This is a genomic window from Psychrobacter sp. K31L (assembly GCF_017942195.1).
In the GTDB taxonomy this organism is placed as follows: domain Bacteria; phylum Pseudomonadota; class Gammaproteobacteria; order Pseudomonadales; family Moraxellaceae; genus Psychrobacter; species Psychrobacter glaciei.
The window spans coordinates 106,961-133,180 of sequence record NZ_JAGKSC010000005.1; the positions used below are offsets into that span (position 1 = coordinate 106,961).

General features: G+C 44.0%; 20 protein-coding genes. 15 read left to right on the forward strand and 5 right to left on the reverse strand.

What is annotated here, in order from left to right:
• Positions 1-428 precede the first annotated feature (428 nt).
• Entirely contained in the window at positions 429-1,688 is a 1,260-nt protein-coding gene (gene icd / locus J5X94_RS09630; protein WP_194620783.1) for an NADP-dependent isocitrate dehydrogenase, read from the forward strand.
• Positions 1,689-2,199: 511 nt separating this feature from the next.
• Here icd and J5X94_RS09635 read toward each other — a convergent pair.
• A complete protein-coding gene (locus J5X94_RS09635; protein ID WP_210541106.1) occupies positions 2,200-4,419 on the reverse strand; it encodes an NADP-dependent isocitrate dehydrogenase in 2,220 nt (739 codons plus the stop codon).
• Positions 4,420-5,088: 669 nt separating this feature from the next.
• Between J5X94_RS09635 and J5X94_RS09640 the strand changes: the two genes are divergently transcribed.
• From J5X94_RS09640 to J5X94_RS09660, 5 genes are all read left to right on the forward strand, one after another.
• Positions 5,089-6,417, forward strand: a complete 1,329-nt coding sequence (locus J5X94_RS09640) for a GNAT family N-acetyltransferase (RefSeq protein WP_210541107.1) — start codon at positions 5,089-5,091, stop codon at positions 6,415-6,417.
• A 284-nt stretch (positions 6,418-6,701) separates the two neighbouring features.
• Positions 6,702-7,205, forward strand: a complete 504-nt coding sequence (locus J5X94_RS09645) for a chorismate--pyruvate lyase family protein (RefSeq protein ID WP_210541108.1) — start codon at positions 6,702-6,704, stop codon at positions 7,203-7,205.
• A 157-nt stretch (positions 7,206-7,362) separates the two neighbouring features.
• Positions 7,363-7,821, forward strand: a complete 459-nt coding sequence (locus J5X94_RS09650; RefSeq protein ID WP_210541109.1) for a hypothetical protein — start codon at positions 7,363-7,365, stop codon at positions 7,819-7,821.
• Positions 7,822-8,328: 507 nt separating this feature from the next.
• Positions 8,329-9,585: a serine hydroxymethyltransferase gene (gene glyA, locus J5X94_RS09655; RefSeq protein ID WP_210541110.1), complete on the forward strand. Its 1,257-nt coding sequence runs from the start codon at positions 8,329-8,331 to the stop codon at positions 9,583-9,585.
• 401 nt (positions 9,586-9,986) lie between these two features.
• Positions 9,987-11,525: an alanine/glycine:cation symporter family protein gene (locus J5X94_RS09660; protein WP_194620785.1), complete on the forward strand. Its 1,539-nt coding sequence runs from the start codon at positions 9,987-9,989 to the stop codon at positions 11,523-11,525.
• Between the two features lie 135 nt (positions 11,526-11,660).
• Here the strand turns inward: J5X94_RS09660 and gltS are convergent, their stop codons facing one another.
• The 4 genes from gltS to J5X94_RS09680 all read right to left on the reverse strand — a co-directional run bounded on the left by gltS (position 11,661) and on the right by J5X94_RS09680 (position 15,652).
• A complete protein-coding gene (gene gltS / locus J5X94_RS09665) occupies positions 11,661-12,935 on the reverse strand; it encodes a sodium/glutamate symporter (RefSeq protein WP_210541111.1) in 1,275 nt (424 codons plus the stop codon).
• 118 nt (positions 12,936-13,053) lie between these two features.
• On the reverse strand, positions 13,054-13,413 hold the full coding sequence (locus J5X94_RS09670; protein WP_210541112.1) for a barstar family protein: 360 nt from the start codon (positions 13,411-13,413) through the stop codon (positions 13,054-13,056).
• A gap of 1 nt (position 13,414) precedes the next feature.
• Positions 13,415-14,194, reverse strand: coding sequence for a ribonuclease domain-containing protein (locus J5X94_RS09675; RefSeq protein ID WP_210541113.1), 780 nt, complete (start codon positions 14,192-14,194; stop codon positions 13,415-13,417).
• A 156-nt stretch (positions 14,195-14,350) separates the two neighbouring features.
• Complete coding sequence (locus J5X94_RS09680) at positions 14,351-15,652, reverse strand: glutamate-5-semialdehyde dehydrogenase (protein WP_210541114.1); 1,302 nt, start codon at positions 15,650-15,652, stop codon at positions 14,351-14,353.
• A 392-nt stretch (positions 15,653-16,044) separates the two neighbouring features.
• Between J5X94_RS09680 and J5X94_RS09685 the strand changes: the two genes are divergently transcribed.
• The 9 genes from J5X94_RS09685 to J5X94_RS09725 all read left to right on the forward strand — a co-directional run bounded on the left by J5X94_RS09685 (position 16,045) and on the right by J5X94_RS09725 (position 26,066).
• Positions 16,045-16,341, forward strand: a complete 297-nt coding sequence (locus tag J5X94_RS09685) for a hypothetical protein (RefSeq protein ID WP_010201863.1) — start codon at positions 16,045-16,047, stop codon at positions 16,339-16,341.
• Between the two features lie 352 nt (positions 16,342-16,693).
• Complete coding sequence (locus J5X94_RS09690) at positions 16,694-17,494, forward strand: ABC transporter ATP-binding protein (protein ID WP_210541115.1); 801 nt, start codon at positions 16,694-16,696, stop codon at positions 17,492-17,494.
• Positions 17,495-17,810: 316 nt separating this feature from the next.
• Positions 17,811-18,611, forward strand: a complete 801-nt coding sequence (locus tag J5X94_RS09695) for a transporter substrate-binding domain-containing protein (protein WP_189582843.1) — start codon at positions 17,811-17,813, stop codon at positions 18,609-18,611.
• A gap of 103 nt (positions 18,612-18,714) precedes the next feature.
• The gene (locus J5X94_RS09700; RefSeq protein WP_210541116.1) at positions 18,715-19,653 is read left to right on the forward strand and encodes a transporter substrate-binding domain-containing protein; all 939 of its coding nucleotides are present in this window, start codon (positions 18,715-18,717) and stop codon (positions 19,651-19,653) included.
• A 166-nt stretch (positions 19,654-19,819) separates the two neighbouring features.
• Positions 19,820-20,659 carry an ABC transporter substrate-binding protein gene (locus tag J5X94_RS09705; protein WP_373299637.1) on the forward strand — a complete coding sequence of 280 codons (840 nt, stop codon included), beginning with the start codon at positions 19,820-19,822 and terminating at the stop codon, positions 20,657-20,659.
• A gap of 476 nt (positions 20,660-21,135) precedes the next feature.
• Positions 21,136-21,870, forward strand: a complete 735-nt coding sequence (locus J5X94_RS09710) for an ABC transporter permease (RefSeq protein ID WP_010201853.1) — start codon at positions 21,136-21,138, stop codon at positions 21,868-21,870.
• A gap of 12 nt (positions 21,871-21,882) precedes the next feature.
• Positions 21,883-22,608 (forward strand): ABC transporter permease, encoded by a 726-nt coding sequence (locus J5X94_RS09715; RefSeq protein ID WP_189582836.1) that lies wholly within the window; start codon positions 21,883-21,885, stop codon positions 22,606-22,608.
• Positions 22,609-22,885: 277 nt separating this feature from the next.
• Complete coding sequence (locus J5X94_RS09720; protein ID WP_228293222.1) at positions 22,886-23,602, forward strand: fumarylacetoacetate hydrolase family protein; 717 nt, start codon at positions 22,886-22,888, stop codon at positions 23,600-23,602.
• 259 nt (positions 23,603-23,861) lie between these two features.
• On the forward strand, positions 23,862-26,066 hold the full coding sequence (locus J5X94_RS09725) for a PhoX family protein (protein ID WP_210541118.1): 2,205 nt from the start codon (positions 23,862-23,864) through the stop codon (positions 26,064-26,066).
• The last annotated feature ends 154 nt before the right edge of the window (positions 26,067-26,220 follow it).

A 26,220-nucleotide genomic window follows, 5' to 3' on the forward strand; every position in this document is an offset into this window, starting at 1 on the left:
ACATGAGCTATGCACAAGAAAAATCATTGCTCAGACCTTTAGCTTAGTACAATGGCTAGGATAACATGTGACATTTATTGCGTACTCAAGCTTACAGAGCATTGATATTTATTAATTTTATCTCAGCTTTTTTGTCGTTTCTCTTTTTTATGTCCATGGCATTATATTTTCAGGTGCTTTTGTGAGAGGGGTTTTTATCTTCTTATTAATTGTATTATTTTGCCAATTTTTATTTCGAAGCTTTGAGTGTAAAGTGGTTTTGTAAAACGGTTAGATACAGAGCTATTAAACATAAGATCGTAAGTGCGCCACTTATGCTTGCTCAGCTAACAGGCGTTAACCACGCATACCTATAATAGAACAGCGAAAGAATAACAGAGTGCCCAGTATACCTGCGACGTCCAACATACAACCAAGGAGTTTTATCCATGTCCTATGATAAAGTTATCGTACCAAGAGACGGCGAGAAAGTAACCGTCAACGCTGATTTATCGTTGAATGTCCCCAATCATCCAATTATTCCCTTCGTTGAAGGCGATGGGATTGGGGTGGATATCACTCCAGTTATGATTAAGGTGGTTGATGCCGCAGTTGATAAAGCTTACCACGGCAAAAAATCCATCATTTGGATGGAAGCGTATTTAGGTGAAAAAGCAGCTAAAATTTACGATGGTGATTACTTACCAAGCGAAACGCTAGAGATTTTAAAAGATTACGTGATCAGTATCAAAGGGCCATTGACCACGCCAGTAGGCGGCGGCTTTAGTTCGTTAAATGTGGCTGTACGCCAAAACCTTGATCTGTATGTTTGTCAGCGTCCAGTACGTTGGTTTGAAGGCGTGCCAAGCCCCGTGCAGCATCCTGAGCTGACGGATATGGTTATCTTTCGTGAAAATACAGAAGATATCTACACGGGTATCGAGTGGAAAGCGGGCAGCGATGATGCCAAAAAAGTTATCAATTTCTTAAGAGATGAGATGGGTGTGACCAGCATTCGCTTCCCTGAAGATTGCGGCATTGGTATCAAACCCGTCTCAAAAGAAGGCTCGCAGCGTCTAGTGCGTAAAGCTATTCAACACGCTATCGATAACGATTTGCCGAGTGTGACTTTAGTGCACAAAGGTAACATCATGAAGTTCACCGAAGGCGCATTTAAAGACTGGGGCTATGAATTAGCCGCAGAGCGCTTCGATGCAGAGTTGTTAGATGGCGGCCCTTGGATGACGATGAAAAATCCAAAAACGGGTAATGATATTATCATTAAAGACGTGATCGCTGATGCGTTCTTGCAGCAAATTCTGATGCGTCCTGCCGATTATTCCGTCGTCGCCACGCTAAACCTAAACGGTGATTACATCTCTGATGCCCTAGCGGCTGAAGTGGGTGGTATCGGTATCGCACCGGGTGCTAACAAAGGTGGTGCAATAGCTGTCTATGAAGCGACTCATGGTACTGCGCCTAAATATGCTGGTCAGAACAAAGTAAACCCCGGCTCGTTGATTTTATCGGCTGAGATGATGTTACGTGATATGGGTTGGGTCGAAGCAGCCGATCTTATTATTAATGGTATCCAAGGCGCTATCGCTAATAAAACGGTCACTTATGACTTTGAGCGTTTGATGCCTGATGCTATCTTGCTCAGTACTTCTGAATTTGGTAAAGCCATCATTAAGCATATGGATGCATAGTCATCGCTTCATCATGAGCTAAAAGCAATTTAAAATAAGCTATAGTCATTCCACTATAAAAGTATGACAGCGTTAACCTCGCTTGAAGTATCAAATATACATCTACAATCGGTTGCCTTGTACTACTTTTAAATTGAATCAACTATATTAAAAAAGCCATCTACAATCATGTAGGTGGCTTTTTTATGGTAAATTTTTCTATGCTGATGTTATAACTATGGTCAAGGAATTTTAGAATCGCTACGATACTGCTGATATTAATTTTTTGTAGCCTCTGTCTGCACAGGCACAGGCACAGGCACAGCAAGCAAGAAAAATTGATATCAGCAGTGCGTCATGTATCGATATTACTTTTCACTGACTATATAGGCACTATTACCTTTTTATCTGCGGATAATAAAAAACACCCCACAACTCTATAGAGCGGTGGGGTGTTTTATTGTTTTTTAACTGACGCTAGCTGCAAAAGTATGAAGAAGTAACGTTACTTGAGACCAGCCAGTTAAATCTATTACAGCGATGCTAACGCTTCATTGAATAAGGTGCTTGGACGCATGACTTTTTCAGCCAACGCTTCATCCGCGAAGTAGTAGCCTTTGATATCTACCGCTTTGCCTTGAGCTTCATTGAACTGTTTAATAATCGCGTCTGTATTGCTCTTAAGCTTTTGCGCAAATGGGGCGAATTGCGCTTTAAGGTCTGCATCTTGGTCTTGCTCAGCAAGCTCTTCAGCCCAGTACATCGCCAGATAGAAGTGACTACCACGGTTATCTAACTCACCCGTCTTACGTGACGGCGACTTGTCATTTAGCAGCAATGTTTCAGTGGCTCTATCAAGCGTATCTGCTAAGATTTGCGCTTTAGCATTGTCATCGTTTTTGGCCAAATGCTCCAACGACTCAGTCAAAGCTAAAAACTCACCCAATGAATCCCAACGTAGATGGTTTTCTTCTACCAGCTGCTCAACGTGCTTGGGTGCAGAACCACCAGCACCAGTTTCAAACAAACCACCACCTTTCATTAGTGGCACGACTGATAGCATCTTAGCGCTCGTTCCTAGCTCTAGGATAGGGAACAAGTCTGTTAGGTAATCGCGTAAGATGTTACCCGTGGCAGAGATAGTATCTAGACCGCGAGCGACACGCTCTAAGGTATAACGCATGGCGCGAACTTGTGACATGATTTCAATGTGCAGACCGTCAGTATCATGATCTTTCAAATACATGTTAACTTTTTTGATTAGCTCGTTCTCATGTGGACGGTACGGGTCTAACCAAAAGATGACAGGCGTATCTGAATCACGTGCACGGCGGACGGCAAGCTTCACCCAGTCTTGGATAGGGTCGTCTTTAACTTGACACATGCGCCAGATATCACCTTTTTCCACATCCTTTTCAAGCAATACTTCATCGGTATCAATATCTACAATACGGGCAATACCAGTAGCACTAGACTCAAAGGTTTTGTCGTGTGAGCCATATTCTTCTGCTTTTTGTGCCATGAGGCCTACGTTAGGAACCGTACCCATGGTGGTTGGATCAAAGTTACCATGCCATTTACAGAAATTGATCATTTCTTGATAAATACGGGCGAAGGTAGACTCTGGCATGACGGCTTTACAATCATATAGTTTGCCATCAGCGCCCCACATTTTACCACCATTACGAATCATGGCAGGCATTGACGCATCGACAATAATATCGCTTGGTGAATGGAAGTTAGTGATACCTTTTGAAGAATCAACCATCGCTAGACGTGGGCGATGCTCTTGGCAGGCATGCAAGTCTTGCTCGATCTCTTCACGTTTAGATGATGGTAGGGCAGATATTTTGTCGTATAAATCAGCCATACCGTTGTTGACGTTAATACCTAGCTCGTCAAAGAAAGCACCATGCTTGTCAAATGCATCTTTATAATAAATTCTAACCGCATGCCCAAACACGATAGGGTGCGAAACCTTCATCATGGTGGCTTTTACGTGCAGTGAAAACAAGATACCAGCTTCGCGGCAATCTTCCATTTCTTGCTCATAAAACTCTAGCAGCGATTTTTTGCTCATGACCATCAGGTCAATGACTTCTTTATCAAGCAAAGCAATTTTTGGCTTCAATACTTTCGTCGTGCCATCATCAAGTAACAGCTCCATACGCACGTTACGGGCTTTATCCAAAGTCATCGACTGTTCGCCATCGTAAAAATCACCGCTGTGCATATGCGATACGTGGGTACTTGACCATTGCTTCCACTCGCCCATAGAATGCGGATGCTTGCGCGCAAAGTTCTTAACGGCTTTTGGTGCACGGCGATCTGAGTTGCCTTCGCGCAATACAGGGTTAACCGAGCTGCCTAGACTCTTACCATAGCGCTGACGAATTTCTTTTTCTTCGTCGGTTTTTGGATCTTCTGGAAAGTTAGGGATGCCGTAGCCTTTGCTTTGTAGTTCTTTGATACAGGCTTTTAGCTGCTGAACAGAGGCGCTGATATTTGGCAGTTTAATAATGTTGGTATCAGGATCTTGCGTCAGTCGACCAAGCTCAGCTAGATTATCAGGAACGCGCTGATCTTCATTTAAGTATTCTGGGAATTCAGCCAACACACGCGCAGCAACAGAGATATCAGTGGTTTCAACTTCAACTCCTGCGGTTTGGGTAAATGCTTTGACAATAGGTAAGAAGGACAAGGTTGCTAGCGCTGGGGCTTCATCAGTTTTTGTATAAATAATTTTTGACATTATAGTAGTGTATCCCTTTAGGCTGTAGTTAATATTAATGCTTAAACAAATGGGTATTTCTATAGAGACTCTATGCGATAGTGAATCGTGATTGAATCAAATGTATCATGAGTCGTCTCTTTGAGACTCTCTGTGCAAAACTGCCTGAAAATAGCTGGCTGGTTATCATTAACCCACTATAGATCCTATGCGATGTCAATCTCGCATAATGAACCAATTGTACTATTTTTATTCATATCTCATGTATACAAATTATATTAAGCTAATAATAGCCTTATTCTACCAGTCATGGGCTTTGATATCATCTTTTCTGTACAATTACCGTTTTTTAAACCCATTTTTTTGAAGTCCTAAAGCGGATACCGACAGTCATAATATCAAGGCAATTAACAGACAAACGGTTTGCCACATTATTTATAAAAATAGAACGGTTAGGACAGTTAGGGCGTGTCCTCATCTTTAACCCATTTAGGCGTTTTCGTTCAGATTGAGGACATGCCCTAGTTTAGTAAAGTCATCTACATTCGTGTGGCTGGCTTTTTTTATGCTATTTTGATAGTTAGGCATGCTGCGTAATATTTCAAGAAATATTGTTATTTTTGCAAATTGTGACAGCAAAAGCACTCACATTTGGTAGGCTAGACCATTACGAAAAACAGTGTAGGTACTATGACTTTACAATATGCGCTACTCAATGATACCAGCTGGCAGAGCCAAGCACAGTGGCAAACGCCAGATACCCCTTTTATGTCATTTGCTTTTTGGCAAATACTGACTGACACGGGAGCGATTGGTGAGCAGGCAGGGTGGCTACCGATATTTATTCTGGTACATCGTGTCGCCGATTATGCTGATAGCACCGATAGCGTAGCAGAGAGTGCGGCAGACACAGCCCTACAACCTGTCGCAGTCATGCCAGTATTCATAAAGGGTCATCATCGCGGTGAGTTTGTGTTTGATCACTCATGGGCGGAGGCTTATGCGCGCTATGGTATCGATTACTATCCTCGACTGGTCACCAGCGTGCCCTATACACCGATTACAGGTCAGCGTCTTTGGTTGGCAGCTGGTGAGCATTTGAATGATGATATTCTCAAAACAGCCATTGCTGGTGTTGATGATGTCGCTCAGCAAGTGGGCGCCTCAAGCTGGCATGGTCTGTTTGTCACGCCTGAGCTGGCATCTATTGCCACCACGTCTATGCCCACTGAAATCGATATAGAGCTTGCGATAGCCGCCCAAGAAAGTGGTGTGGAGTCCGCTCCCATTGAGATGCCAATACTTGAGCGTCAAGGCTGTCAGTTTTTATGGCAAAATAAAAACCTCAGCCAAGACAGTCAGCCATTTGCTGATTTTGACGGATTTTTGGCGACACTAAGAGCCAAAAAACGCAAAACCATCCGCGCTGAACGTCGTAAGGTCGCCGAGCAAGGCATTAGCTGTCAGCGTAAGTGCGGTAATGACATCACGAATGAAGACTGGCAAGCGTTCTATCATTGTTATGTGATGACTTATGCAATACGCGGGCAAAAGCCTTATTTGACGCTCGATTTTTTCATGGCGTTAGCCGATAGATTGCCTGAGCATATTATGTTGGCGCAAGCCATGGATGCTGACGGTGAAATTATCGCGAGTAGCTTATTTTTATACGATAAAGCAGACAGCAAAAACGCTACCTTGTACGGTCGTTATTGGGGGGCGCTTGGTGAGTACGATAGCTTGCACTTTGAGCTGTGCTATTATCAAGGGCTTGAGTTTGCCATTGAGCAAGGGCTAAAATCCTTTGATCCCGGTACGCAAGGCGAGCATAAACTGGTACGTGGTTTTATTCCAACGACGACACATTCGCTGCATCGTATCTATGATCCACGCTTTGTACCTGCGATTGGTGACTTTTGTGCTAGAGATCGTGAGCATATGGCGCAATATCGTCAGCAGGCGTTTGAAGCATTACCATTTAACGCCGATAATATGCCAGACTTTGATATCAATCATTAATGCTCGATTTTACGAATATTGATTAGGGTCTGTTGAACATTCAAATATTAGCATCAGCCTTTCAGGGCAGGACTATTTTTTGCCAATACATGGCGAAATTATCTACCCTAGAATGACTAGGCGTCAAAAATTTCACTGCGTATTGTCTAAAAAATAGCCACTGCCAGTTCCACATTTTAATGTTCAACAGACCCTATTATTAATATCTGCTTTTATTAATGTCGCTTGATTAACAGACACTCGCAGCCGTTTATTTTCTAAATTCTCACTATTAGCCGTTAACTATGTCCAGTAACTCTTATGCTTGTCCTGCCACTTTTATCCCGCCCTCTGAGCTATTGCCTTGGCTCAATGCCGAAGGCTCTCTCACTGCCGTACTAGAAAAAAGAGCAGGGCAGCCATTACGTGTAGAACGCAGTTTTGAGGGCTTTCGACCCTTAACGTTGCAACAAAAAAGACAACTAGGGCTACAAGGCTCAATGCTGAATCGTCCATTACTGGCGTGGATACGTGAAGTACAGTTATATGGTAATGATGAGCAGCCGTGGGTAGAAGCGCAAAGTATCTTTCCTTTATCGACTCTAAAAGGCAACGCGCGGCGGCTGCAACAGCTAAAAGGCACGCCCATCGGCTATGTGTTATTTAAACGTCGTCGCACTTTACCCAATCAGCGTTTTATCAGCCAGACCGATGCTGGCTGGCAACGGCAAACGCGTTATGATTGGTATGGGCGCACGCTAATGATCAGCGAAACCTTTTTGCCAGCATTCTTAGCCAATGATGCATAGCAAATTGGAGTGGCTATGAAAATGACAAGTGACGCATGATAAATAAAAAGATAAATTGGTGCTATTATTGAATTAACAGTTGTTCGGTAATTTAAGAATATGATATAAATACATTCGGGTAACATTTTTATACTTTTCTTAACATCAGGAACTTCTTATGAGTTTATTAAAGCCGTTGCTATCTGTATCGTCAAAATCTATGGTCTTGCTAGCGGTCAGCACGTCATTGCTTGCTTTATCTGTTAACGCAAACGCTGGTTTTTTGGATAGTATTTATGAGGTGCAAAACACCATCAGCTCAATTGGTAGAACGGCCGATACCATCAGAGGTAGCAAACAGGCGGTGTCTGACTTAGGCGAAGAAGTAGGCTTTACAGAAACAGTGGCTCAAAACACTCAGAGCAATACGGGAAAGCTGGTTTCTGGCTCAATATTGTCTGGCAAATTACAAAGTACCAAACTGCATTCGCAGGCCAATAAAGCTTCAAACTCAATCGCTATCTTATCTCAGCAAGACATTATGATTTACATGGGCATTGAGCAAAATGGCTACTATCATGTACAAAGTGATAAAGGTGAAGGTTGGGTTTCTAAGCCATTGGTCAGCATCCAATAGTTCATTAGCGTCATGTTTTAATTAAATGCATATGGCTGTAGATTAAAAAATAGATTTGAAAACAGTCATCTTCGGGTGGCTGTTTTTTGAATTATAGACAGCTTTCTATTAATTCAGAGCGGGTAAATCCTTTATTTTATTGGCTATTTATCTGTGTTATATGGTCATTTAATTCACTCATCTTAAGGTGAGATTTTTTGCGCTCGCAGCATGAAATTTCATGTTACACTTAGTCTAAAGCGATGATAGCGATACCCACTCGTATCTTATTTATTGCCGAACTGGATAAGCCAATGACAGACCGATTTCCTCGCTTACTCCTATTAATCTTCGCTAATACAGCCAATCTAAAATAACTCTAATACTGGTAAACTACGCACAAAAGTGCCAATGTACTTTAAGCGATGTTGGCGCAGTAATGGTTTTATTGCGGGTAGGCTATAGCTTATTTTCAATGACGTTTTTTAATAACGTCTTTTAACGAAAGTCACTACCTAGGACATCACTATGTTTAAAGATATTTCTATCAAAGAGTTTGATCCAGTACTTGCTGAAGCGATGGCTGCAGAAAGCGTTCGTCAAGAAAATCATATCGAATTGATTGCGTCTGAAAACTACTGCTCACAAGCAGTGATGGAAGCGCAAGGTACTGACCTTACTAACAAGTACGCAGAAGGCTATCCTGGCAAGCGTTACTACGGTGGTTGTGAGCATGTCGATGTCGTTGAACAATTGGCTATTGATCGTGCAAAAGAGTTGTTCGGCGCTGAATACGTCAACGTCCAGCCACACTCAGGTAGTCAAGCAAACTCTGCCGTATTTTTAGCATTGCTAGAAGCCAATGACACGGTATTGGGCATGAGCTTAGACGCTGGTGGTCACTTGACTCATGGCGCACACATTAACTTCTCAGGTCTGAACTACAATGCCGTACAGTACGGATTGGTAGACGGTACTGGCCTTATCGATTATGACCAAGTAGAGAGCTTAGCGCGTGAGCACAAGCCAAAAATGATCATCGCTGGTTTTTCAGCGTATTCACAAGTGGTCGATTGGGCACGTTTCCGCGAAATCGCTGATGAAGTCGGCGCTTACTTATTGGTCGATATGGCGCACGTCGCTGGTCTTATCGCTGGTGGTGTTTACCCAAGCCCAGTACCGTTCGCTGATGTCGTGACGACCACCACGCACAAAACCCTACGTGGCCCACGTTCAGGTATGATTTTGGCTCGTGATGAAGTGCTTGCTAAGAAACTAAACTCAGCCGTATTCCCAGGCAACCAAGGTGGCCCGTTGATGCATGTCATCGCGGCAAAAGCAGTTTGTTTTAAAGAAGCGTTAGAAGACAACTTCAAAACCTATCAGCAGCAAGTCGTTAAAAACGCACAAGCAATGGCAAAAGTCATCCAAGAGCGTGGCTATGAAATCATCTCTGGTGGTACTGAAAATCATCTCATGCTGATCAGCTTGGTTAAGCAAGAAATGACGGGTAAAGAAGCCGATAAATGGCTTGGCGAAGCTCACATCACTGTGAACAAAAACGCTGTACCAAACGATCCAAAATCACCATTCGTGACGTCTGGTATTCGTATCGGTACGCCAGCGATTACTACTCGCGGCTTCAACGAAGCACAAGCGGGTGACTTGGCAGGTTGGATTTGCGACGTACTAGACAGCCGTGGTGATGAAGCGGTTGCTACTGAAGTACGCGGTAAAGTAGAAGCGATCTGTGCAGAATTGCCAGTCTATGCTAAAAATCAGTAAACTTTAGAATGGTAATAAGAAAAACCGCTAAGCTTTTGCTTAGCGGTTTTTTTGTTATTACTCTCTACAAGTCTTAGATCATTTAACGCAAACCTGTGTTGATATTGTCATTTCGCCCTTTTAATTATATTTAAGTCTGTTATTTATACTAAAAAGTACTACCGACATTTTTCGATAATTATAGTGATCTTGACTGAGTTCGGCTATCAGCTTTAAAGTGCTAAGTTGATGTTTAATTGAGAAAAATGTGTAAATGTTTTTGTTTATACAAAAGTATTAGTATATAGTCGGCATTGAACATTTAGTAATAATACTGATACAAAGTACAATAAATAATTACACTTTGTACCAGTATCGCTGTAAATAACTGTATAAATATTATTTTCACTAAAGGGATTTACATGAAAAAACAATATTTAGTCGCAACGATGCTATTACTTAGCACTACTCTTGCGCAAGCAGCAGAACAACAATCAGGTCTAGCAGCATTTGGAGCAGGTCTCGATGGCTTTATGGCCAGTATATTTGGCTGGTTCGTCGATCTTATTTTCTTTTCAGTACCTCTTGGGGAAGTAAGCTTTCCGCTAATTGTAGGTTGGTTATTAGTTGCCGCATTAGTCTTTACTTTTTATTTTGGCTTTATTCAGTTTCGTCATATAGGCTTGTCTTTAGATATTGTCAGAGGCAAATATACTGACCCAAACCCTGCTGTCAAAGAAGAAGGCGAGGTTAGCCATTTTCAAGCACTAGCCACTGCTTTGTCAGGTACAGTCGGTCTTGGTAATATTGCAGGTGTCGGTGCAGCACTCGCTATTGGTGGACCTGGTGCTACCTTTTGGATGATTATGGTTGGTCTGTTCGGTATGGCGACCAAGTTTGTAGAGTGTACGTTAGGTGTTAAATACCGTACGATCCTGCCTTCTGGTGCCGTATCAGGCGGACCTATGTACTACCTAAGCCGCGGTATGGCTGAACGTGGTATGGGTGGATTGGGTAAGGTGTTAGCCGTCGGTTTTGCCCTTATGTGTATATTGGCCACTTTTGGTGCTGGTAACATGTTTCAGGGTAACCAAGCCTTTGCAGTCATGAGCTCTACTTTTAGCATTCCAACGGATTACAGTATATTCTTTGGTATTGGCTTAGCGTTTTTAGTCGGTATGGTTATCATTGGTGGTATGCCACGCATTGCAACCGTTACCGAAAAAGTCGTACCCTTTATGGCTTTATTGTATATCACAATGAGTGTCATCGTACTGGTTGCAAACTTTAATCATATCGGCGCCGCATTTGGCGAGATTTTCACAGGTGCCTTCACTGGTGCTGGCGTGGCTGGTGGTTTTATTGGTGCGTTAATCCAAGGGTTAAAACGTGCGACTTTCTCTAACGAAGCGGGTGTTGGTTCAGCCGCTATTGCTCACTCAGCGGTAAAAACCAAAGAACCTGCTACTGAAGGTTTAGTAGCGCTGTTAGAGCCTTTCATTGATACGGTTGTTATCTGTACTATGACGGCGCTCGTTATTACTATCTCTGGGGTGAACACTGTTGCAAACTTGCAAACCCAAGCGCTCACTGGTGTGGATCTAACCCGTGCTGCCTTTATGGAAACGGCGCCTATCTTCCAGTATTTCCTAGCTGTCGCGGTATTATTGTTTGCTTTCTCAACGATGATCTCATGGTCATATTATGGTCTAAAAGCTTGGACTTACCTCTTCGGTGAAGGTAAAGGCGGCGAGATGATATACAAACTTATCTTCTTAGTCTTCGTTGTTATCGGTACCATCGTACAGTTTAGCTTCGTTATCGACTTCTCAGATGCGGCTCTGTTCGCTATGGCGATCTTTAACATCATCGGTCTATATTTCTTGATGCCAATTGTGAAAAGAGAGGTTAATTCTTTCATAGCTCGTGTGAAAAGTGGTGAAATTAAAAAGTATAAATAATGGGTTTGATTGAACACTCTATTATAACTTGATAATTAAAAAAGCCCGCCAAGATTAGTTTTGGCGGGCTTTTCGATGTCTAGCATTCGTTGTTTGCTAGATAGCTATTAAATTTTGATCTGTGACAGCATCAGCCTACATAAACGGTAACTTCGTAAATATCTGCAAGACTGTCGCATTGACGATATCCACAAAGAAAGCACCAACCATTGGCACAATCAAAAAGGCCTTGGGCGAAGGCAGATAGCGGTCAGTTACTGCTTGCATATTGGCAATAGCTGTGGGTGTTGCACCCATACCAAAACCGCAATGTCCCGCTGACAAAACAGCCGCATCATAGTTTTTACCCATGACTTTAAAGGTAATAAAATAGACATAAATAATCATGATGACTGTCTGCACCAACAAGATAATCAATACAGGGCCGGCTAGATCAGTCAATTGCCATAGCTTCAAAGACAGCAGCGCCATGGCTAAAAATAGACTCAAAGAGGCGTTACCGAACACATCAATCGAACGGTCAAACATATCAAAATTGAAAACCATCGTTAGCACATTTCGAATGATAACGCCGCCTGCCAATGCCCATACGAAAGTAGGCAACTCAAACCATGTACCCTCTGCTACCAGTGTCATCACTTCTGCAAAAGCCAATGCCGCAGCAAAGAGCGCTAATGTTTCGATAGTAGAAGACGCAGTGATAAAGCGCATGCTATCTGGTCTCTCAAAGATTTCTTTATCACTGTGCGCGTTATCCTCGTCATGCTTGGTACTATATAACGACTGCGCGCCCGCGACTTTTTCAATATCACTAGGGTGTGGGTTGGCAGGTGTGGGATTTAGTCCCAGTCGATTAATTAAACGACGGGCAACAGGGCCACCGACGATACCACCTGCGACCAAACCATAAGTAGCAACAGCAATACCAAGTGTTGTCGCACCGACCACGCCGTAGTCTTCTTCTAAAGTAATGCCCCAAGCACCTGCCGTACCATGCCCGCCAGTCAAGGCGATAGAGCCGGTCACTAGACCGAGCAGAGGATCAAGCCCCAAGGCACTTGCCATCGCCACGCCAACGATATCTTGTAAAATGATGAAGACGGAGACTACGACAGTGAAAATTAATAAGGGCGTACCACCGGCTTTTAGCCTGCCAAAATCAGCACTTAAGCCAATAGATGCAAAGAACATCAGCATGGTCGCCGTTTGTAATCCTTGGTGAAAATTAAAACTATACCCCCAAACCATATTGAGAATATAGACGATAATAGCAGCGACCAAACCACCGGCAACCGGTTCGGGAATATTAAAATCTTCTAAAAACTTGACTCTCTTCACCAAAAATCGGCCAAGTAGCAGCACCAAGGTGGCTAATATCAATGTGTAATAACCGTTTAAGGTAATCTCCATAGGTTAATCCTTTCTATAAAATAAATTAACCTGAATTCGGGATAAATATGGCTTTATCTCGAATTCAGGTTTCTATGATTACGACTAATTATCGGTGACTATCAGCTACGCTCAGTGATTAGACTTCGCCCTCAGATGGCACAATGAGCCACAGTTGTGGTTTGCCAAATTCTCTATAGGCATCCTCAATGATGCTCTTAAAGACATTGAAATCTTCGGTATTTATCCTTTTTATTACCGTCAAATCAAGCGTTAAATGCACCACCTCGCTATCTGTCAAGCAGTCCCACGCGCTGTCCCAGTTGTGCGAAAAATAACTGGGGAAGTCACAGGCGTGGGCTAGACTCGTCAATAGCGTGGTTTTATCCAGTGCGTCACCCACGGGTATGGTAACAGCCTCAATAGGAATGACCGCATGTAGTGCTGTACCGTTTTGGTTAATGTGGTTTTGATTAACATAGTGGATGGCTTCACTCATTTTAATTCACCTCCAATTTTCTAAAGCTATCATAATGGTCGACCGTCAAGTAATAAACGGTAGGTGGATAGCCTCCGGTAACGATACGCCGCGCGCCGCGATGTGACACATTAGGGGTAGGTACGGTGTATTCACGGTAATAGCCTTGCGACTGCGCGGGTAATCTGCCCTCACGATTATAAAACGTCGTGCCATCTTTATTTGGATAAGGAAAAGGCCCACCTTGCTGAATGAGCGCTACCGTCCTATCTATCTGAGCATCACCCGTTATGCCAGAGTTGGTTGCTGGGCTTGAGCTTTTAGATGCCGATATCGTCGTCGACTCAACACCATCAGCAAAGAAAGTGGATTTTAAGTCACCAAAGAAATAAAACGCGACGGCGATAATAGCGATGAGGCTAAATAGGGTAGAGCCTAAGCTTCTCCTATTTTGATTACCGCTTTGATTACTGCGATTTGAGACGCGACTGCTGTGATTTGAGCTACGACTACTGTGCTGGCTATTTCGTTTGGCATTATTAGGCCTGTGCTTGGGCACATTTGACGCAGTGTCATTGTCAGTGTCTGGTTCAATGCTCAGTGAAGATGACGTGACTTCAGTGGCTCGTAATTGGTTCTTATCATTACGTACACTATTGAAATAGACGCTTTGACCGACGGTTATCGGCTGTGACAATCGAACTTTACTGACATGAAAAAACACATCCTCATTTTGATCGTCCACATCGATAAAGCCATAGCCTTTATCTTGGTTCCAGTGCTTAATCTTGCCACTTTGCATGGGTCGGCTTTCCTATAGATTATTTTTATACAAAATAACAGGTATGCAGCATATATAACATATTGTCATTCATAAAAAAACGCCAGCAATTAAGCTGACGTTTTTTTGGGTTATACGTTAAGTTAAACGGTAGATGATAGGGTGGGACGCAATGAGCTAAGCGCGTGTCTCACCATGACCATAAACGATCCATTTTTGTGAAGTCAGACCTTCGAGACCGACAGGGCCACGCGCATGGATTTTGTCCGTTGAGATACCAATCTCAGCACCCAGACCATATTCAAAACCATCAGCAAAGCGGCTAGAGGCGTTAATCATCACGCTGGCCGAATCAACTTCACGGATAAAGCGCTGTGACTTGGTATAGTTATCGGTAATGATGACATCGGTATGATGACTGCCATGAGTATTAATATGCTCAATCGCTTCGTCAATACCTGACAATACTTTTACCGCCAAGATGGGCGCTAAATATTCGGTATCCCAGTCTTCAGCAGTTGCGGCAGATAGATGACCTTTGAGCACAGCATTATCATTCAAGATTGCTTGCGACTTGTCATCGAGGCGTAGTTGCATGGCATCATCGGCTTGAACGATGGCTTCAGCAATTTTTGGTAATAGCTCAGCCGCGACTGATTCATCGACCAATAGTGTCTCCATGGTATTACAAGTGCCATAGCGATGTGTTTTGGCATTGACGCTGACTTTGATAGCAATCTCAGGATCGGCATCACTGTCAATAAAGGTGTGGCAGTTACCGTCTAAATGCTTAATCACAGGGACTTTGGCATCACGGCTGATACGCTCAATCAGTCCTTTACCGCCGCGTGGGACAATGACATCGACATATTCTGTCATCGTAATCAGCTCGCCGACAGCAGCACGATCGGTCGTTTGTAATACTTGCACACTGTGCTCAGACAGTCCGACTTTTTTTAGACCTTCTAAGATACATTTGGCGATTGCTTGGTTGGATTCAAAAGCTTCAGAGCCACCGCGCAAGATAATCGCATTGCCTGATTTTAAGGCTAAAGAGGCGGCTTCCAATGTTACGTTAGGACGCGACTCATAAATCATACCGACCACGCCGAGCGGTACTCGCATTTTGCCCAAATGAATACCTGATGGTTGGTAAGTCATGTCAGTGACTTCGCCGATAGGATCAGGTAGCGCCGATACGTCTTTTAGACCTTGTAGCATACCATCGAAGCGCACATCGTTTAGCTCTAGACGATCAAGTAGGGCGGCGTCTAAGTCGTTCTTTCGACCGTTATCCATATCGATTTTATTGGCAGACAAAATATCTTTTTTCGCCTCTAGCAATACATCATAGATTGACATAAGGGCGGTGTTTTTGTCGCTCGTATTGGCTGCTGCGAGGGCACGTGATGCCGCGCGTGCTTGCTTACCAACAGATTGCATATAGGTGGTAACGTCTGTGATGTTTGATTGAGTCATAAATTTTTCCTTATAGTGATACATGTTCTAAATAGATAAAAGCGCCTAAAGAGGCGAAAATTTAGCAAAAAAAGCAGCTTTGGATGCCCATATGGCATTATGCTATTTAACATAGAGGAGATTGAGGCGATAGTAAAGATGATTTTGTGAACAGAGCCTGCTTTACAAAGCGCTTATGAGGGCTTATCTGGTGCTGTTTTGTTTGTCTTATTCTGCGTTTCTTATTAGATAACTGTTATCAATACACCACTCTATCTTTACGTGTCTTTAACAGAACTGCGCTGTAAATACTAAGGTAGCCGTGATGTATCGTCAGTATAGTAAGCACTAAGACAGTAACGCTATCGATAGATAGTGTTGAATCAAAAGACCATAGGTAATGGAGAATTGACATGGCTACTAAACAATATGCATATAAAAACTGGCTGACGGTTGGGCTGGTCGCAGGGGCACTGGCGTTGAGTGCTTGCGGCAAAAAAGATGAGTCACCAATGGAAACTGAACCGGCAGTAGATGCACAAACAGCAGTAGAGGAGAGCGCGACTGCAAGTAGCTCTGACGATATTGCCATTGCAAGTGCCGATGATGGCATGGCTGTTGGTGCAAATGATGATGTGGCAGTAGCAACCGCAGATGATGCAGAAGTATTGGATGGTACTGAAAGCTCAGAGCATGTTTCAACGTACTAATCGCAGGCTATCAATAAACACTATCAATAGACACTATTAATAGACACTATTAAAGACGCGATGTTACCATCAGATAAAACAACGCCTAGTACACTAAAGTGATAAAATAAAGCTCAGCACCTAAATGCAGTCTGGGCTTTTTTTGTGCCAGCAGTCCATTGGATGATTCATGAGCTAATGCTGCGCAAAGTTTGCGTTTTCTCTGCATTATAGGAGACAATACCTCTCTTATGGTGTCTTAGCCATCGCGCTATCCTATTAAGGTGGTATGTAAGGCATTGCTTTATACTCTATACGATGCTGTTTTTTATTTTCGTTCTCACTCATATATATATTGGAAGCCTGCTGAACCATGCTTGATACTGCAAAAAATCCGACTCGTCCTATCGCCTTAGATTTACAAGACGTCCATAAAAGTTATGGCTCATTGGCAGTGCTAAAAGGGGTGTCGCTCACTGCCTATGATGGTGATGTGATCTCTATTTTGGGCTCTTCTGGCTCTGGAAAATCCACTTTATTGCGCTGTATTAATTTGCTTGAAAAGCCCAATCAAGGTCGTATTATCATCGGTAATGAAGAGCTGATGTTAAAGCCTGGCAAATCAGGTGAGCTACAAGCCTCAGATATCAAGCAACTGGAGAGTTTGCGTGCGCGTGTGGGCTTCGTCTTTCAGAACTTCAACTTGTGGCCGCACAAAACGATTTTGCAAAACATCATCGAAGGGCCAACGCAAGTTTTAAAGATTAAAAAAGATCAAGCGATCAGTGATGCCGAGCAGCTGCTTGATAAAGTGGGTTTACTTGACAAAAAAGATGCTTACCCTGCCAATCTATCTGGTGGTCAGCGTCAACGTGTCGCCATTGCCCGTGCGCTTGCTATGCAGCCACGGGTATTGTTATTTGATGAGCCAACGTCTGCCTTAGACCCTGAGCTGGTGAATGAAGTGCTGGCAGTCATGCGTGAATTGGCAGAAGAAGGGCGCACGATGCTGATTGTCACTCATGAGATGCGTTTTGCCCGCGAAGTGTCTAGCCAAGTCGTATTCTTACATCAAGGAGTCGTTGAAGAGATGGGCACGCCCGAACAAATCTTTGACAATCCTACCTCTGAGCGTGTCAAAGACTTTATGGCATCGCATCGTCAAAACGGTTAACCACTGATAGTGAATTACGATGCATTCTGTACTTATGCATCGTAACTCACTTTGTCTGAACCTTCATTATACATAACTTATGCCGATCGAATTGCTGATTGGTAATTATCGTTGCCTACTTATTGCCCAATAATAACAGTCGGTATGCAAAACGTTTGTTTTTGATATTTTACTCAGGTATTATCAAAAGGCTTACAGGCGGTCAATAATGACGGCTGCTTGTATCTTCTGCTATCTATATTTCTTGTCTGGCAGGGAAGTCAGAGAACAAAATATCAGAGCCCTACATTAAAACCCATTAGAATTTAAGGAATGTATGATGTCTAATTCTCGCCTATTATGGTCATCGATGACCGTCACTGCAGCATTAATGCTGAGTGCTTGTAGTCAGCCTGCCGATGAAACAGCTGGTGCCAACGCTGATGCACCCGCGGCAGAAACGGCTGGCAAGACCATTCGTATCGCAACTGAAGGCGCTTACCCTCCTTTTAACTATACCAATGCCGATGGCACGTTGGCAGGTTTTGATATCGACGTTGCTAATGCCTTATGTGACCAAATGCAGGCCAAATGCGAAATCGTCGCCCAAGATTGGGACGGTATTATTCCGGGTCTATTGGCACAAAAATATGATGCTGTGGTCGCTGGTATGTCTATCACTGCTGAGCGTCAAGAAAAAGTTGATTTCAGTGAGCCTTACTTCGCCAATACCATGGTATGGCTAACCGATACCAAAGGCAGCTTTGATCCTACGTCGATCAAAAGCCTAACGCTGGGCGGTCAACGTTCAACGACGCCTGGTGCATATCTACAAGATAATTATGAAGGCAAAGATGGCAACACCGTTAAGCTTTATGATAATTATGACAATGCCTATTTGGATCTAAAATCTGGACGTAGTGATGCAGTATTGGCTGAAAAAGTCTCAGCCAAATCATGGTTAGCAGACAATCCAGAAGGTTTCGGTGTTGTTGGTGACGAAATTGACAATGACGATAATATTGCCATTGCCGTCCGTAAGGACGACCCACTCAGAGACGACTTCAACAAAGCGCTTAGTGAAATCCGTAGTAACGGTGAGCTGGCACGTCTTGAGCAAATCAACTTCGGTCAGTAAGCGTTGATAAATGAGCTTGCAAGAAAGTGCGTTGATCAATCAGTATCGATCAACGAGTAGTGGGTTAATACACGGCTGGTAAATATATTAAGGAACAATAGGTATGACAATTTCAATGACATCATCAATGACTAAGAAAGCTTTGTGGCTTGCGCCGCTAAGCGCAGCAATGCTAATGCTGGCGGGGTGTAATAACAGCTCAGCACCAGCAGACAGTGCCGAAGCGGATGCAGCGAGCGATACGCCTTTGAATATCAAAATCGCGACCGAATCAAGCTATAAGCCTTTTAGTTACACAGATGCCGATGGCAAACTGATTGGCTATGAGATTGAGTTGGTTGACGCATTATGTGCACAAATGAAAGCAGAGTGCGAAGTTATCTCGCAAGATTGGGATGGCCTGATTCCAGGACTGAACGCACAGAAGTTTGATGCGACCATCGCTGGTATGTCAATCACCCCTGAACGCAAAGAAGTTGTAGAATTTAGCGACCCTTATTTTCACAGTGGTATCATCTTAATCGGTAAAAAAGGTGATGATATCAGCGTAGAAGGTCTCGAAGGTCAGCCAGTCGCTTCACAGCGCTCAACGGTTGCTTCGCAATATCTGCAAGATGAGCATGATAATGCTGATATAAAGCTTTATGACACTCAAGACAATGCCTATCTGGATCTGACCTCAGGTCGTGTGCGCGCGATGATGTCGGATAAAGTAACGGGTATCGACTGGTTGAAAACTGAAGCAGGTAAAGACTACGAAGTCAAAGGTCAAGAAATCAGCACCAACGATGATGCCATGGGTATTGCCTTCCGTAAAGGCGATCCATTAGTCGCCAAGTTTAACGCAGCGTTGGCCGAGCTAAAAGCCAATGGCACCTATGATCAAATCACTGGCAGTTATTTTGGCACCAGCACTACGGCTGCCGCGCAAAAAGCGACTGCTACTGGCAGTGTTGAGCAAGTAGTCGTTGTTGACGAAGGTAATGTCGATGCCAATGCGATGATTGCTGAAGAAGAGCAAACAGAAGCCGCGACCAACTAATACGAGGCTTGCCTGTATCAGGCAAGCCTTGTTTTACGAAGTTGTTTCTCTAATATAAAAATCAAGGATGATCATGAGCAACTATCTTGTTCCAGCCAGCAGTATGACTTGTGCCTCAGTCAAAAAACTGGTAACGACCAGCCGCTGGTCAATGTCGCTACTGGGCATGGTATCGGTCTTTATGCTAGCGGGTTGTAGCAATAGTCAAGATAGTGCTGACGATAGCAGTTCAGAAGCTACCGAGGCCACCGCTGCTGATACAAAAGAAGTATTACGTATTGGTACTGAAGGTGCGTATGCCCCTTTTAACTATACCAATGCAGATGGCACACTGGGTGGTTTCGATGTAGATATAGCAAATGCTATCTGCGACGATATGAAAGTCACTTGCGAGATTGTCGCTCAAGATTGGGATGGTATTATTCCTGGCCTCAAGGCTGGTAAATATGATGCCATCGTCGCGGCGATGTCGGTGACACCTGAACGCGAGCAGCAAGTGAGTTTTACGGATTCTTATTTTAGCAATGCCTTGGTTTTTTTGGCTAAAAAAGACAGTAGCTTTAATCCGAGCAATAGCGATGATATCAATGCGCACTCTATTGCCGCGCAGCGCTCGACCATCTCATCACAGTGGTTAGAGGACACCTATCCAAAAGCCAATATGAAGCTCTATGATACCTTGAGTAATGCGTTCTTAGACTTGGGTTCAGGTCGCGTCGATGCGATGATATCTGACAAACTGCCAGCCATAGAATGGCTCAGCTCACCATCAGGCAGTAACTATGTGCTAAAAGGTGAAGAGATTGATATCAATGATAATTTTGCCATAGCCGTACGCCCAGGCGATCCGCTACAAGCGAAGTTCAATGAATCATTAGCCAATCTAAAAGCCAATGGTACTTACGACAAAATCAATCAAAAATACTTTACTGTATCAGCCGCCAGCACCAGTGCAGCGACAGTAGAAAACACTGAGCAACCAGCAGCAGATAGCACAGCGCAATAACCATTTGCTATCATGGTGCTATTCGCTATTGCAGTATGAATAACGAGGACATCGCCATCATGGCAATGTCCTTTTTTATTTGCTGGCTTTATTTACTGGCGAAGTGCCTTATGTTTTTTATACCGTTATTTGAGTGTTATTAAGACCTCCTGTTGTTTAAATGGTTATCGACTGTCAACTTTGGTCAAATCTCGCTTATTTTTCTTCTTCTTGCAGGGATAAGTAGCTATTTAGAGCGCGCTTTTACGTGTCAGTATTAACATAGCGTCCAGCGAGTATGATAAAATCAGCGCTCATTTTTACTGTGTCAATTACCGCGTCTATAATCGTGTAAATATTTTTTTGTTCTATTAACTAGGTTGTCCGTATCAATTTGATATAAGATACGGTTTTAGGCCGCGCTCAGCTATTGATGCTGATCCTTTTAACTCATATTTTGCTAACATTGCTAATATAAAGAGACTGAGTGGATAATTGTGTTTGATTTACAAGGATTTGGTGCGCTTTTATTAAGCGGCGCTACCGTCACCATACAACTTGCCATGACCAGTTTGGTCATCGGTATGTTTTTTGGTCTGCTCGGTGCCACAGCGAAGCTGTCGAATATTTGGCTGCTACGTAAGCTTGCGACTGTCTATACCGCCACGATGCGCGGGATTCCTGAGCTACTTTTGGTACTGTTTATCTATTATGGCGGTTCTATACTGCTGATGAGCATTCTCAAAAAGTTCGGCTATAACGACTATGTCGAGATTAGTGCGTTTTGGGGCGGTGTCATGGCGTTGTCGATTGCTTTTGGTGCCTATGCGACTGAAATTTTTCGCATGTCGATTCAAGAGATTCCGATAGGGCAACGTGAAGCGGCGCAAGCGATTGGCATGCGTCCTTTTCAGACTTTTTATCGCATTACCTTGCCGCAAGTCTGGCAAATTGCTTTGCCAGGATTGGGCAATCTATTTTTGGTATTGCTTAAAGACACGGCATTGGTATCGGTGGTTGGTCTCAAAGATATCATGTATCAGTCCTCGCGCGCAGCGCAGTCAACACAGCAGCCGTTTACTTTTTATATGGCGGCGGCGATTATCTATTTGGGTTTAACCATGCTGATTACGGGCTTTATGATGTGGCTTGAATGGCGTGCCAATCCAGCGGCGCGCTATGCCAAAAAGCTGAGCCGTCAATCCGTTCAACGTCAATCGACCATAGGGTAGAGGAGAGATACTATGGATTGGAATTGGCAGGTTATTTTTGAGCATATCCCTGACTTACTAGGCGGCGCGGTTTTGACCGTTCAACTAGTGATAATATCAGGTGTTATCGGGCTGCTCTTTGGTTTGGTTTTAGCTTTGTTAAGACTGTCTAAAAGCTGGGTGGTACAGATAATTCCTTTTCTGTATATTTTCTTTTTCCGTGGCACACCGCTGCTGGTGCAGATATTTTTGATTTATTATGGTCTTGGTCAGTTCGAAGCGGTACGTGATTCGTTCTTGTGGGAGCCGGTACTGAGCAAAGCCTATTGGTGCGCTATTATCGCCTTTACGCTCAACACCAGTGCCTATTTGGCAGAAATCATTCGCGGTGCGATTCAAAATATTCCTATTGGTGAGCTAGAAGCGGCCGATGCGATTGGCATGTCAAAATGGCAAAAACTGACACGTGTTACCTTGCCGCGTGCTTTTGGTATTGTGATTCCAGCCTACAGTAACGAAGTCATCTTTATGCTAAAGGGTAGTGCGCTTGCATCCACCATTGCCTTGATGGATATCACGGGTGTTGCTCGTACGATTAGTGCGCGTACTTATACCTTAATGGAGTTGTTCTTTGCGGCTGGTATCGTCTACTTGTTATTGTCATGGGTGATCTTATTTAGCTTTAGACTGTTTGAAAAAAGAATGAACCGTCATGCCAGCTATGTGCCACCAGATGTGATGACCAATACGATTCCTTAGTTATTTGTCCAGATGGCTTATTATTGAAACGATTTATCGTCAACGTTATGCTAGATAGTGCTGAATTTGCTAATAAAATTTGATAATTTTGCTGTGAAAGCCTAGGGCGTGTCCTCATTTTAAAAATGGTCACAAAAATGAGATAAGTTGCAGTCAAACGAGGAAAATAGCGCAAATAATATCGGGATATTAATCAGCTATTTGACGATGTTTGACAAAATTTAGCCATTTTTAGCCCATTTAGATACAATCACTTGAATTGAGGACCTGCCCTATTATGAGCCAATCACCACATATGTCTTTAGTCAATGCCATTGCCGCAAGTGTCAATGATGATGACAGCGCTGAAAATGCCAATCAAAGCTTACGCGCGCCCATCGGAAAGGTCGTCTGCGTTGGTCGTAACTACGCCGCTCATGCTCACGAATTGGGCAACGAAGTGCCAGCCGCGCCCATGCTATTTATGAAGCCAGCCTCTGCGGTGGTTTCTATTCGTCAAGGCGTTATCCGCCCAAATCCAGAAGTATTTGGCGATACGCATTATGAAGCGGAACTATGTGTTCAGCTATCGGCAGACCTATCAGCCGCGACGATTGAGCAAGCACAGCAAGCGATCGGCGGTGTGACATTGGGACTGGATTTGACCTTGCGTGACTTGCAAACTGAGCTAAAAGAAAAAGGTCATCCATGGGAGCGTGCCAAGTGTTTCGACGGTGCTTGTGTACTCGCCGACTGGATCGATCCGCAAGCGTTCGGGGATTTTACTGAGGTGCATTATCAGTTGACCATTAATGATACGCTGAAGCAAGACGGCGATAGCGCTTTGATGTTGTTTCCAGTTTATGAATTATTGGCAAATATCAGTCATGCCTTTAGCTTACAAGCAGGCGATGTGATTATGACGGGTACGCCAAGTGGCGTTGGTATATTGCACGCAGGCGATAAGCTCATGCTAAAGTTGGGCGCGCATGAATGGCAGGCGCAAGTTCAATAAACTTGCTAATATTTGAATGTTCAACAGACCCTAGTATCAAGTATCAAAAATCCCAAGTTAACGCTTGGGATTTTTTGTTTTATCTGTTGCCATAAAATTTTATCATCAGAAAGCTTGTCATCAAATTGTCATCTAGCTTTCAACGTACTGTCATAAATGCTCGGTAGACTTAAGCGTAATTCGTATTGTTGTGGCAGACAAAATACAGCCGCAACGAGCCTTTTTACGCCAATCCAGCCTAACAGCAAGGTGACTGATAATGACAGCATTGAATAATAAGCAACTGCTTGCCCACGAAGTCGTTGAGGACTCTAACCCTAGCGATAATATCGACTTTCAAACCATTATTAGCCGCCGCTTGAACCGCCGCAGTATTTTAAAAGGTGGCACAGGATTGACGGCAGCTGCTTTTTTTGGCGCGTTACCGTTGGTCGGCTGTAGTGACGACGATGACGGTAATACTGTCAATAATAGCGCAGGCAACAATGCTGCTATTCCTGCACAGGGTGATCTCAAGCGTCCGGAAGCTTTGAAGTTTACCGCAGTGGCACACTCCACTGCCGAAACGATGAGCGTCGCTGAAGGCTACAAAGCGGAGATGATATTGCCACTGGGTACACCACTGATTTCTGGTATCGATGAGTGGAAAGACAATCGTGAGCAGTCTGCCGAGTCGTTCGAATGGCGCATGGGTGACAACCATGATGGCATGTGGTTCTTTGGTAAAAAAGGCGGCGCGTATGATGCTAAAGCGTCAGACAATGGTCTGCTGGTCATGAATCATGAATATGTGAATAGTAGCGAATTGAGTCCGTTTGGCTATTATGTGACCCAAGATGATACTGCCGCCCCGATATTTCAAAATCGTCGCCTTGCTAGCGATGTGCGCCGAGAGGTCAATTGCCATGGCGTTGCGGTGGTCGAGATGAGCAGACGTGCTGACGGTGCGGGCTATGAGATGGTGGCTGATTCAAAATACAATCGCCGTATTACCAGCAGTACGACCGCGCAGTTAGCCGGTCCTGTCGCTGGTTCTGATTTGGTCAAGACCAAATTTGATCCGACAGGCCTTCAGACGCGTGGCATCAATAATAACTGCGGTGCAGGATTGTCGCCTTGGGGCACGTATCTGACCACCGAAGAGAACTTCCTAGGCGTATTTGCGCGTGGACAAGATGCCAGTCAATTGAGCGCTGGGTACAACTACGGACGCGAACGCTACGGGGCTATGGAGAATTTTCCGGGTTGGGAGTATCTGTGGCACACACCTGAGGCCAAAGACGCCAAAATCCCTGACGAATTCTCACGTTGGGACATGACCGCTGTTGGGGCAAGCGCTGCCGATGATTACCGAAATGGTTTTAATACTTTTGGCTATATCACAGAAATCGACCCGTTTGACCCAAAATCTGTACCTCAGAAACGTACCGCACTGGGGCGTTTTGCTCATGAAAACTGTGCCTATGCACCTGTTGAGCAAGGCAAGCCCGTGGTCTTTTATATGGGTGATGATGCTCGCGGTGAATATATTTATAAGTTTGTATCCAAAGCCACATGGTCAAATTCGGATATCGGTGGCGGCCTAAAAGCTGGTGACAAGTATATGAATGAAGGCACGCTGTACGTCGCGACCTTTAATGAAAATGGTCGAGGCGAATGGAAAGCACTGATTCATGGTCAAAACGGACTGGACGCTTCTAATCGCGACTTGCCTTTCAATGGACAGGATGAGGTTTTAATCTTTGCCCGTGCTGCTGCTGACGCGCTAGGGGCAACCAAGATGGATCGACCTGAATGGGTGTCAGTCAGCCCCATGACTGGCGAAGTGTACGTGACCTTGACCAATAATAAATATCGCGGCGAGCGTGACGACCAGCCCGTTTCAGCGTCCAATCCGCGCAGCTATGAAGCAGGTGGCAAAGCGCGTGGCAATGACAATGGGCATATCATCCGCTGGGCAGAAGCGGGCGGCGATCATGCGGCAACGACCTTTGAATGGGATATTTATCTGTTTGCTGCGCCTAGTGGTTTGTCCGCAGAAAACTTATCGCAGTTAAATGCCAGCAATGATTTGTCTTCGCCAGATGGCCTGTACTTTGACCCACGTGGCGTGTTGTGGATTCAGACCGATGATGGTGCTTATACCGATACCACGAACTGCATGTTACTGGCGGCGCTACCGGGCAAGGTGAGTGATGGTGCGCTTACCACCACTTCGGCTGGGCAACAAACGCCAGTTGGCATGCTTGCTAGTGATAACAATATCAAACGTTTTTTCGTTGGTCCCGAAGGCTGCGAAGTGACGGGTATCACCATGACCCCAGACTTCAAAACGTTATTTATTAATATTCAACATCCTGGTAATACGTGGGGTGCTATCGCTGGCGGCAAGACGCCACGCTCAGCTACGGTTATGATTACGCGCGAGGATGGCGATGTCATACTGGCCGAGTCATTTATATAGACAATTAACACTATATAGCAGATTTATAAAAAATTAATCAGTCTAAAAAATCCCAAGTAATGGCTTGGGATTTTTTTGTTTTATAAGATCAATGACATCATCTAAGGCTTATCTCTATAAAATTATTAAGTTATTTGCTAAGAAACGTACCCGA

Bases quoted from the DNA above. Each gene is read 5' to 3' on its own strand.
- icd (WP_194620783.1), top strand. From the start codon at position 429: ATGTCCTATGATAAAGTTATCGTACCAAGAGACGGCGAGAAAGTAACC.
- J5X94_RS09635 (WP_210541106.1), bottom strand. From the start codon at position 4,419: ATGTCAAAAATTATTTATACAAAAACTGATGAAGCCCCAGCGCTAGCA.
- J5X94_RS09640 (WP_210541107.1), top strand. From the start codon at position 5,089: ATGACTTTACAATATGCGCTACTCAATGATACCAGCTGGCAGAGCCAA.
- J5X94_RS09645 (WP_210541108.1), top strand. From the start codon at position 6,702: ATGTCCAGTAACTCTTATGCTTGTCCTGCCACTTTTATCCCGCCCTCT.
- J5X94_RS09650 (WP_210541109.1), top strand. From the start codon at position 7,363: ATGAGTTTATTAAAGCCGTTGCTATCTGTATCGTCAAAATCTATGGTC.
- glyA (WP_210541110.1), top strand. From the start codon at position 8,329: ATGTTTAAAGATATTTCTATCAAAGAGTTTGATCCAGTACTTGCTGAA.
- J5X94_RS09660 (WP_194620785.1), top strand. From the start codon at position 9,987: ATGAAAAAACAATATTTAGTCGCAACGATGCTATTACTTAGCACTACT.
- gltS (WP_210541111.1), bottom strand. From the start codon at position 12,935: ATGGAGATTACCTTAAACGGTTATTACACATTGATATTAGCCACCTTG.
- J5X94_RS09670 (WP_210541112.1), bottom strand. From the start codon at position 13,413: ATGAGTGAAGCCATCCACTATGTTAATCAAAACCACATTAACCAAAAC.
- J5X94_RS09675 (WP_210541113.1), bottom strand. From the start codon at position 14,194: ATGCAAAGTGGCAAGATTAAGCACTGGAACCAAGATAAAGGCTATGGC.
- J5X94_RS09680 (WP_210541114.1), bottom strand. From the start codon at position 15,652: ATGACTCAATCAAACATCACAGACGTTACCACCTATATGCAATCTGTT.
- J5X94_RS09685 (WP_010201863.1), top strand. From the start codon at position 16,045: ATGGCTACTAAACAATATGCATATAAAAACTGGCTGACGGTTGGGCTG.
- J5X94_RS09690 (WP_210541115.1), top strand. From the start codon at position 16,694: ATGCTTGATACTGCAAAAAATCCGACTCGTCCTATCGCCTTAGATTTA.
- J5X94_RS09695 (WP_189582843.1), top strand. From the start codon at position 17,811: ATGATGTCTAATTCTCGCCTATTATGGTCATCGATGACCGTCACTGCA.
- J5X94_RS09700 (WP_210541116.1), top strand. From the start codon at position 18,715: ATGACAATTTCAATGACATCATCAATGACTAAGAAAGCTTTGTGGCTT.
- J5X94_RS09705 (WP_373299637.1), top strand. From the start codon at position 19,820: ATGGTATCGGTCTTTATGCTAGCGGGTTGTAGCAATAGTCAAGATAGT.
- J5X94_RS09715 (WP_189582836.1), top strand. From the start codon at position 21,883: ATGGATTGGAATTGGCAGGTTATTTTTGAGCATATCCCTGACTTACTA.
- J5X94_RS09720 (WP_228293222.1), top strand. From the start codon at position 22,886: ATGAGCCAATCACCACATATGTCTTTAGTCAATGCCATTGCCGCAAGT.
- J5X94_RS09725 (WP_210541118.1), top strand. From the start codon at position 23,862: ATGACAGCATTGAATAATAAGCAACTGCTTGCCCACGAAGTCGTTGAG.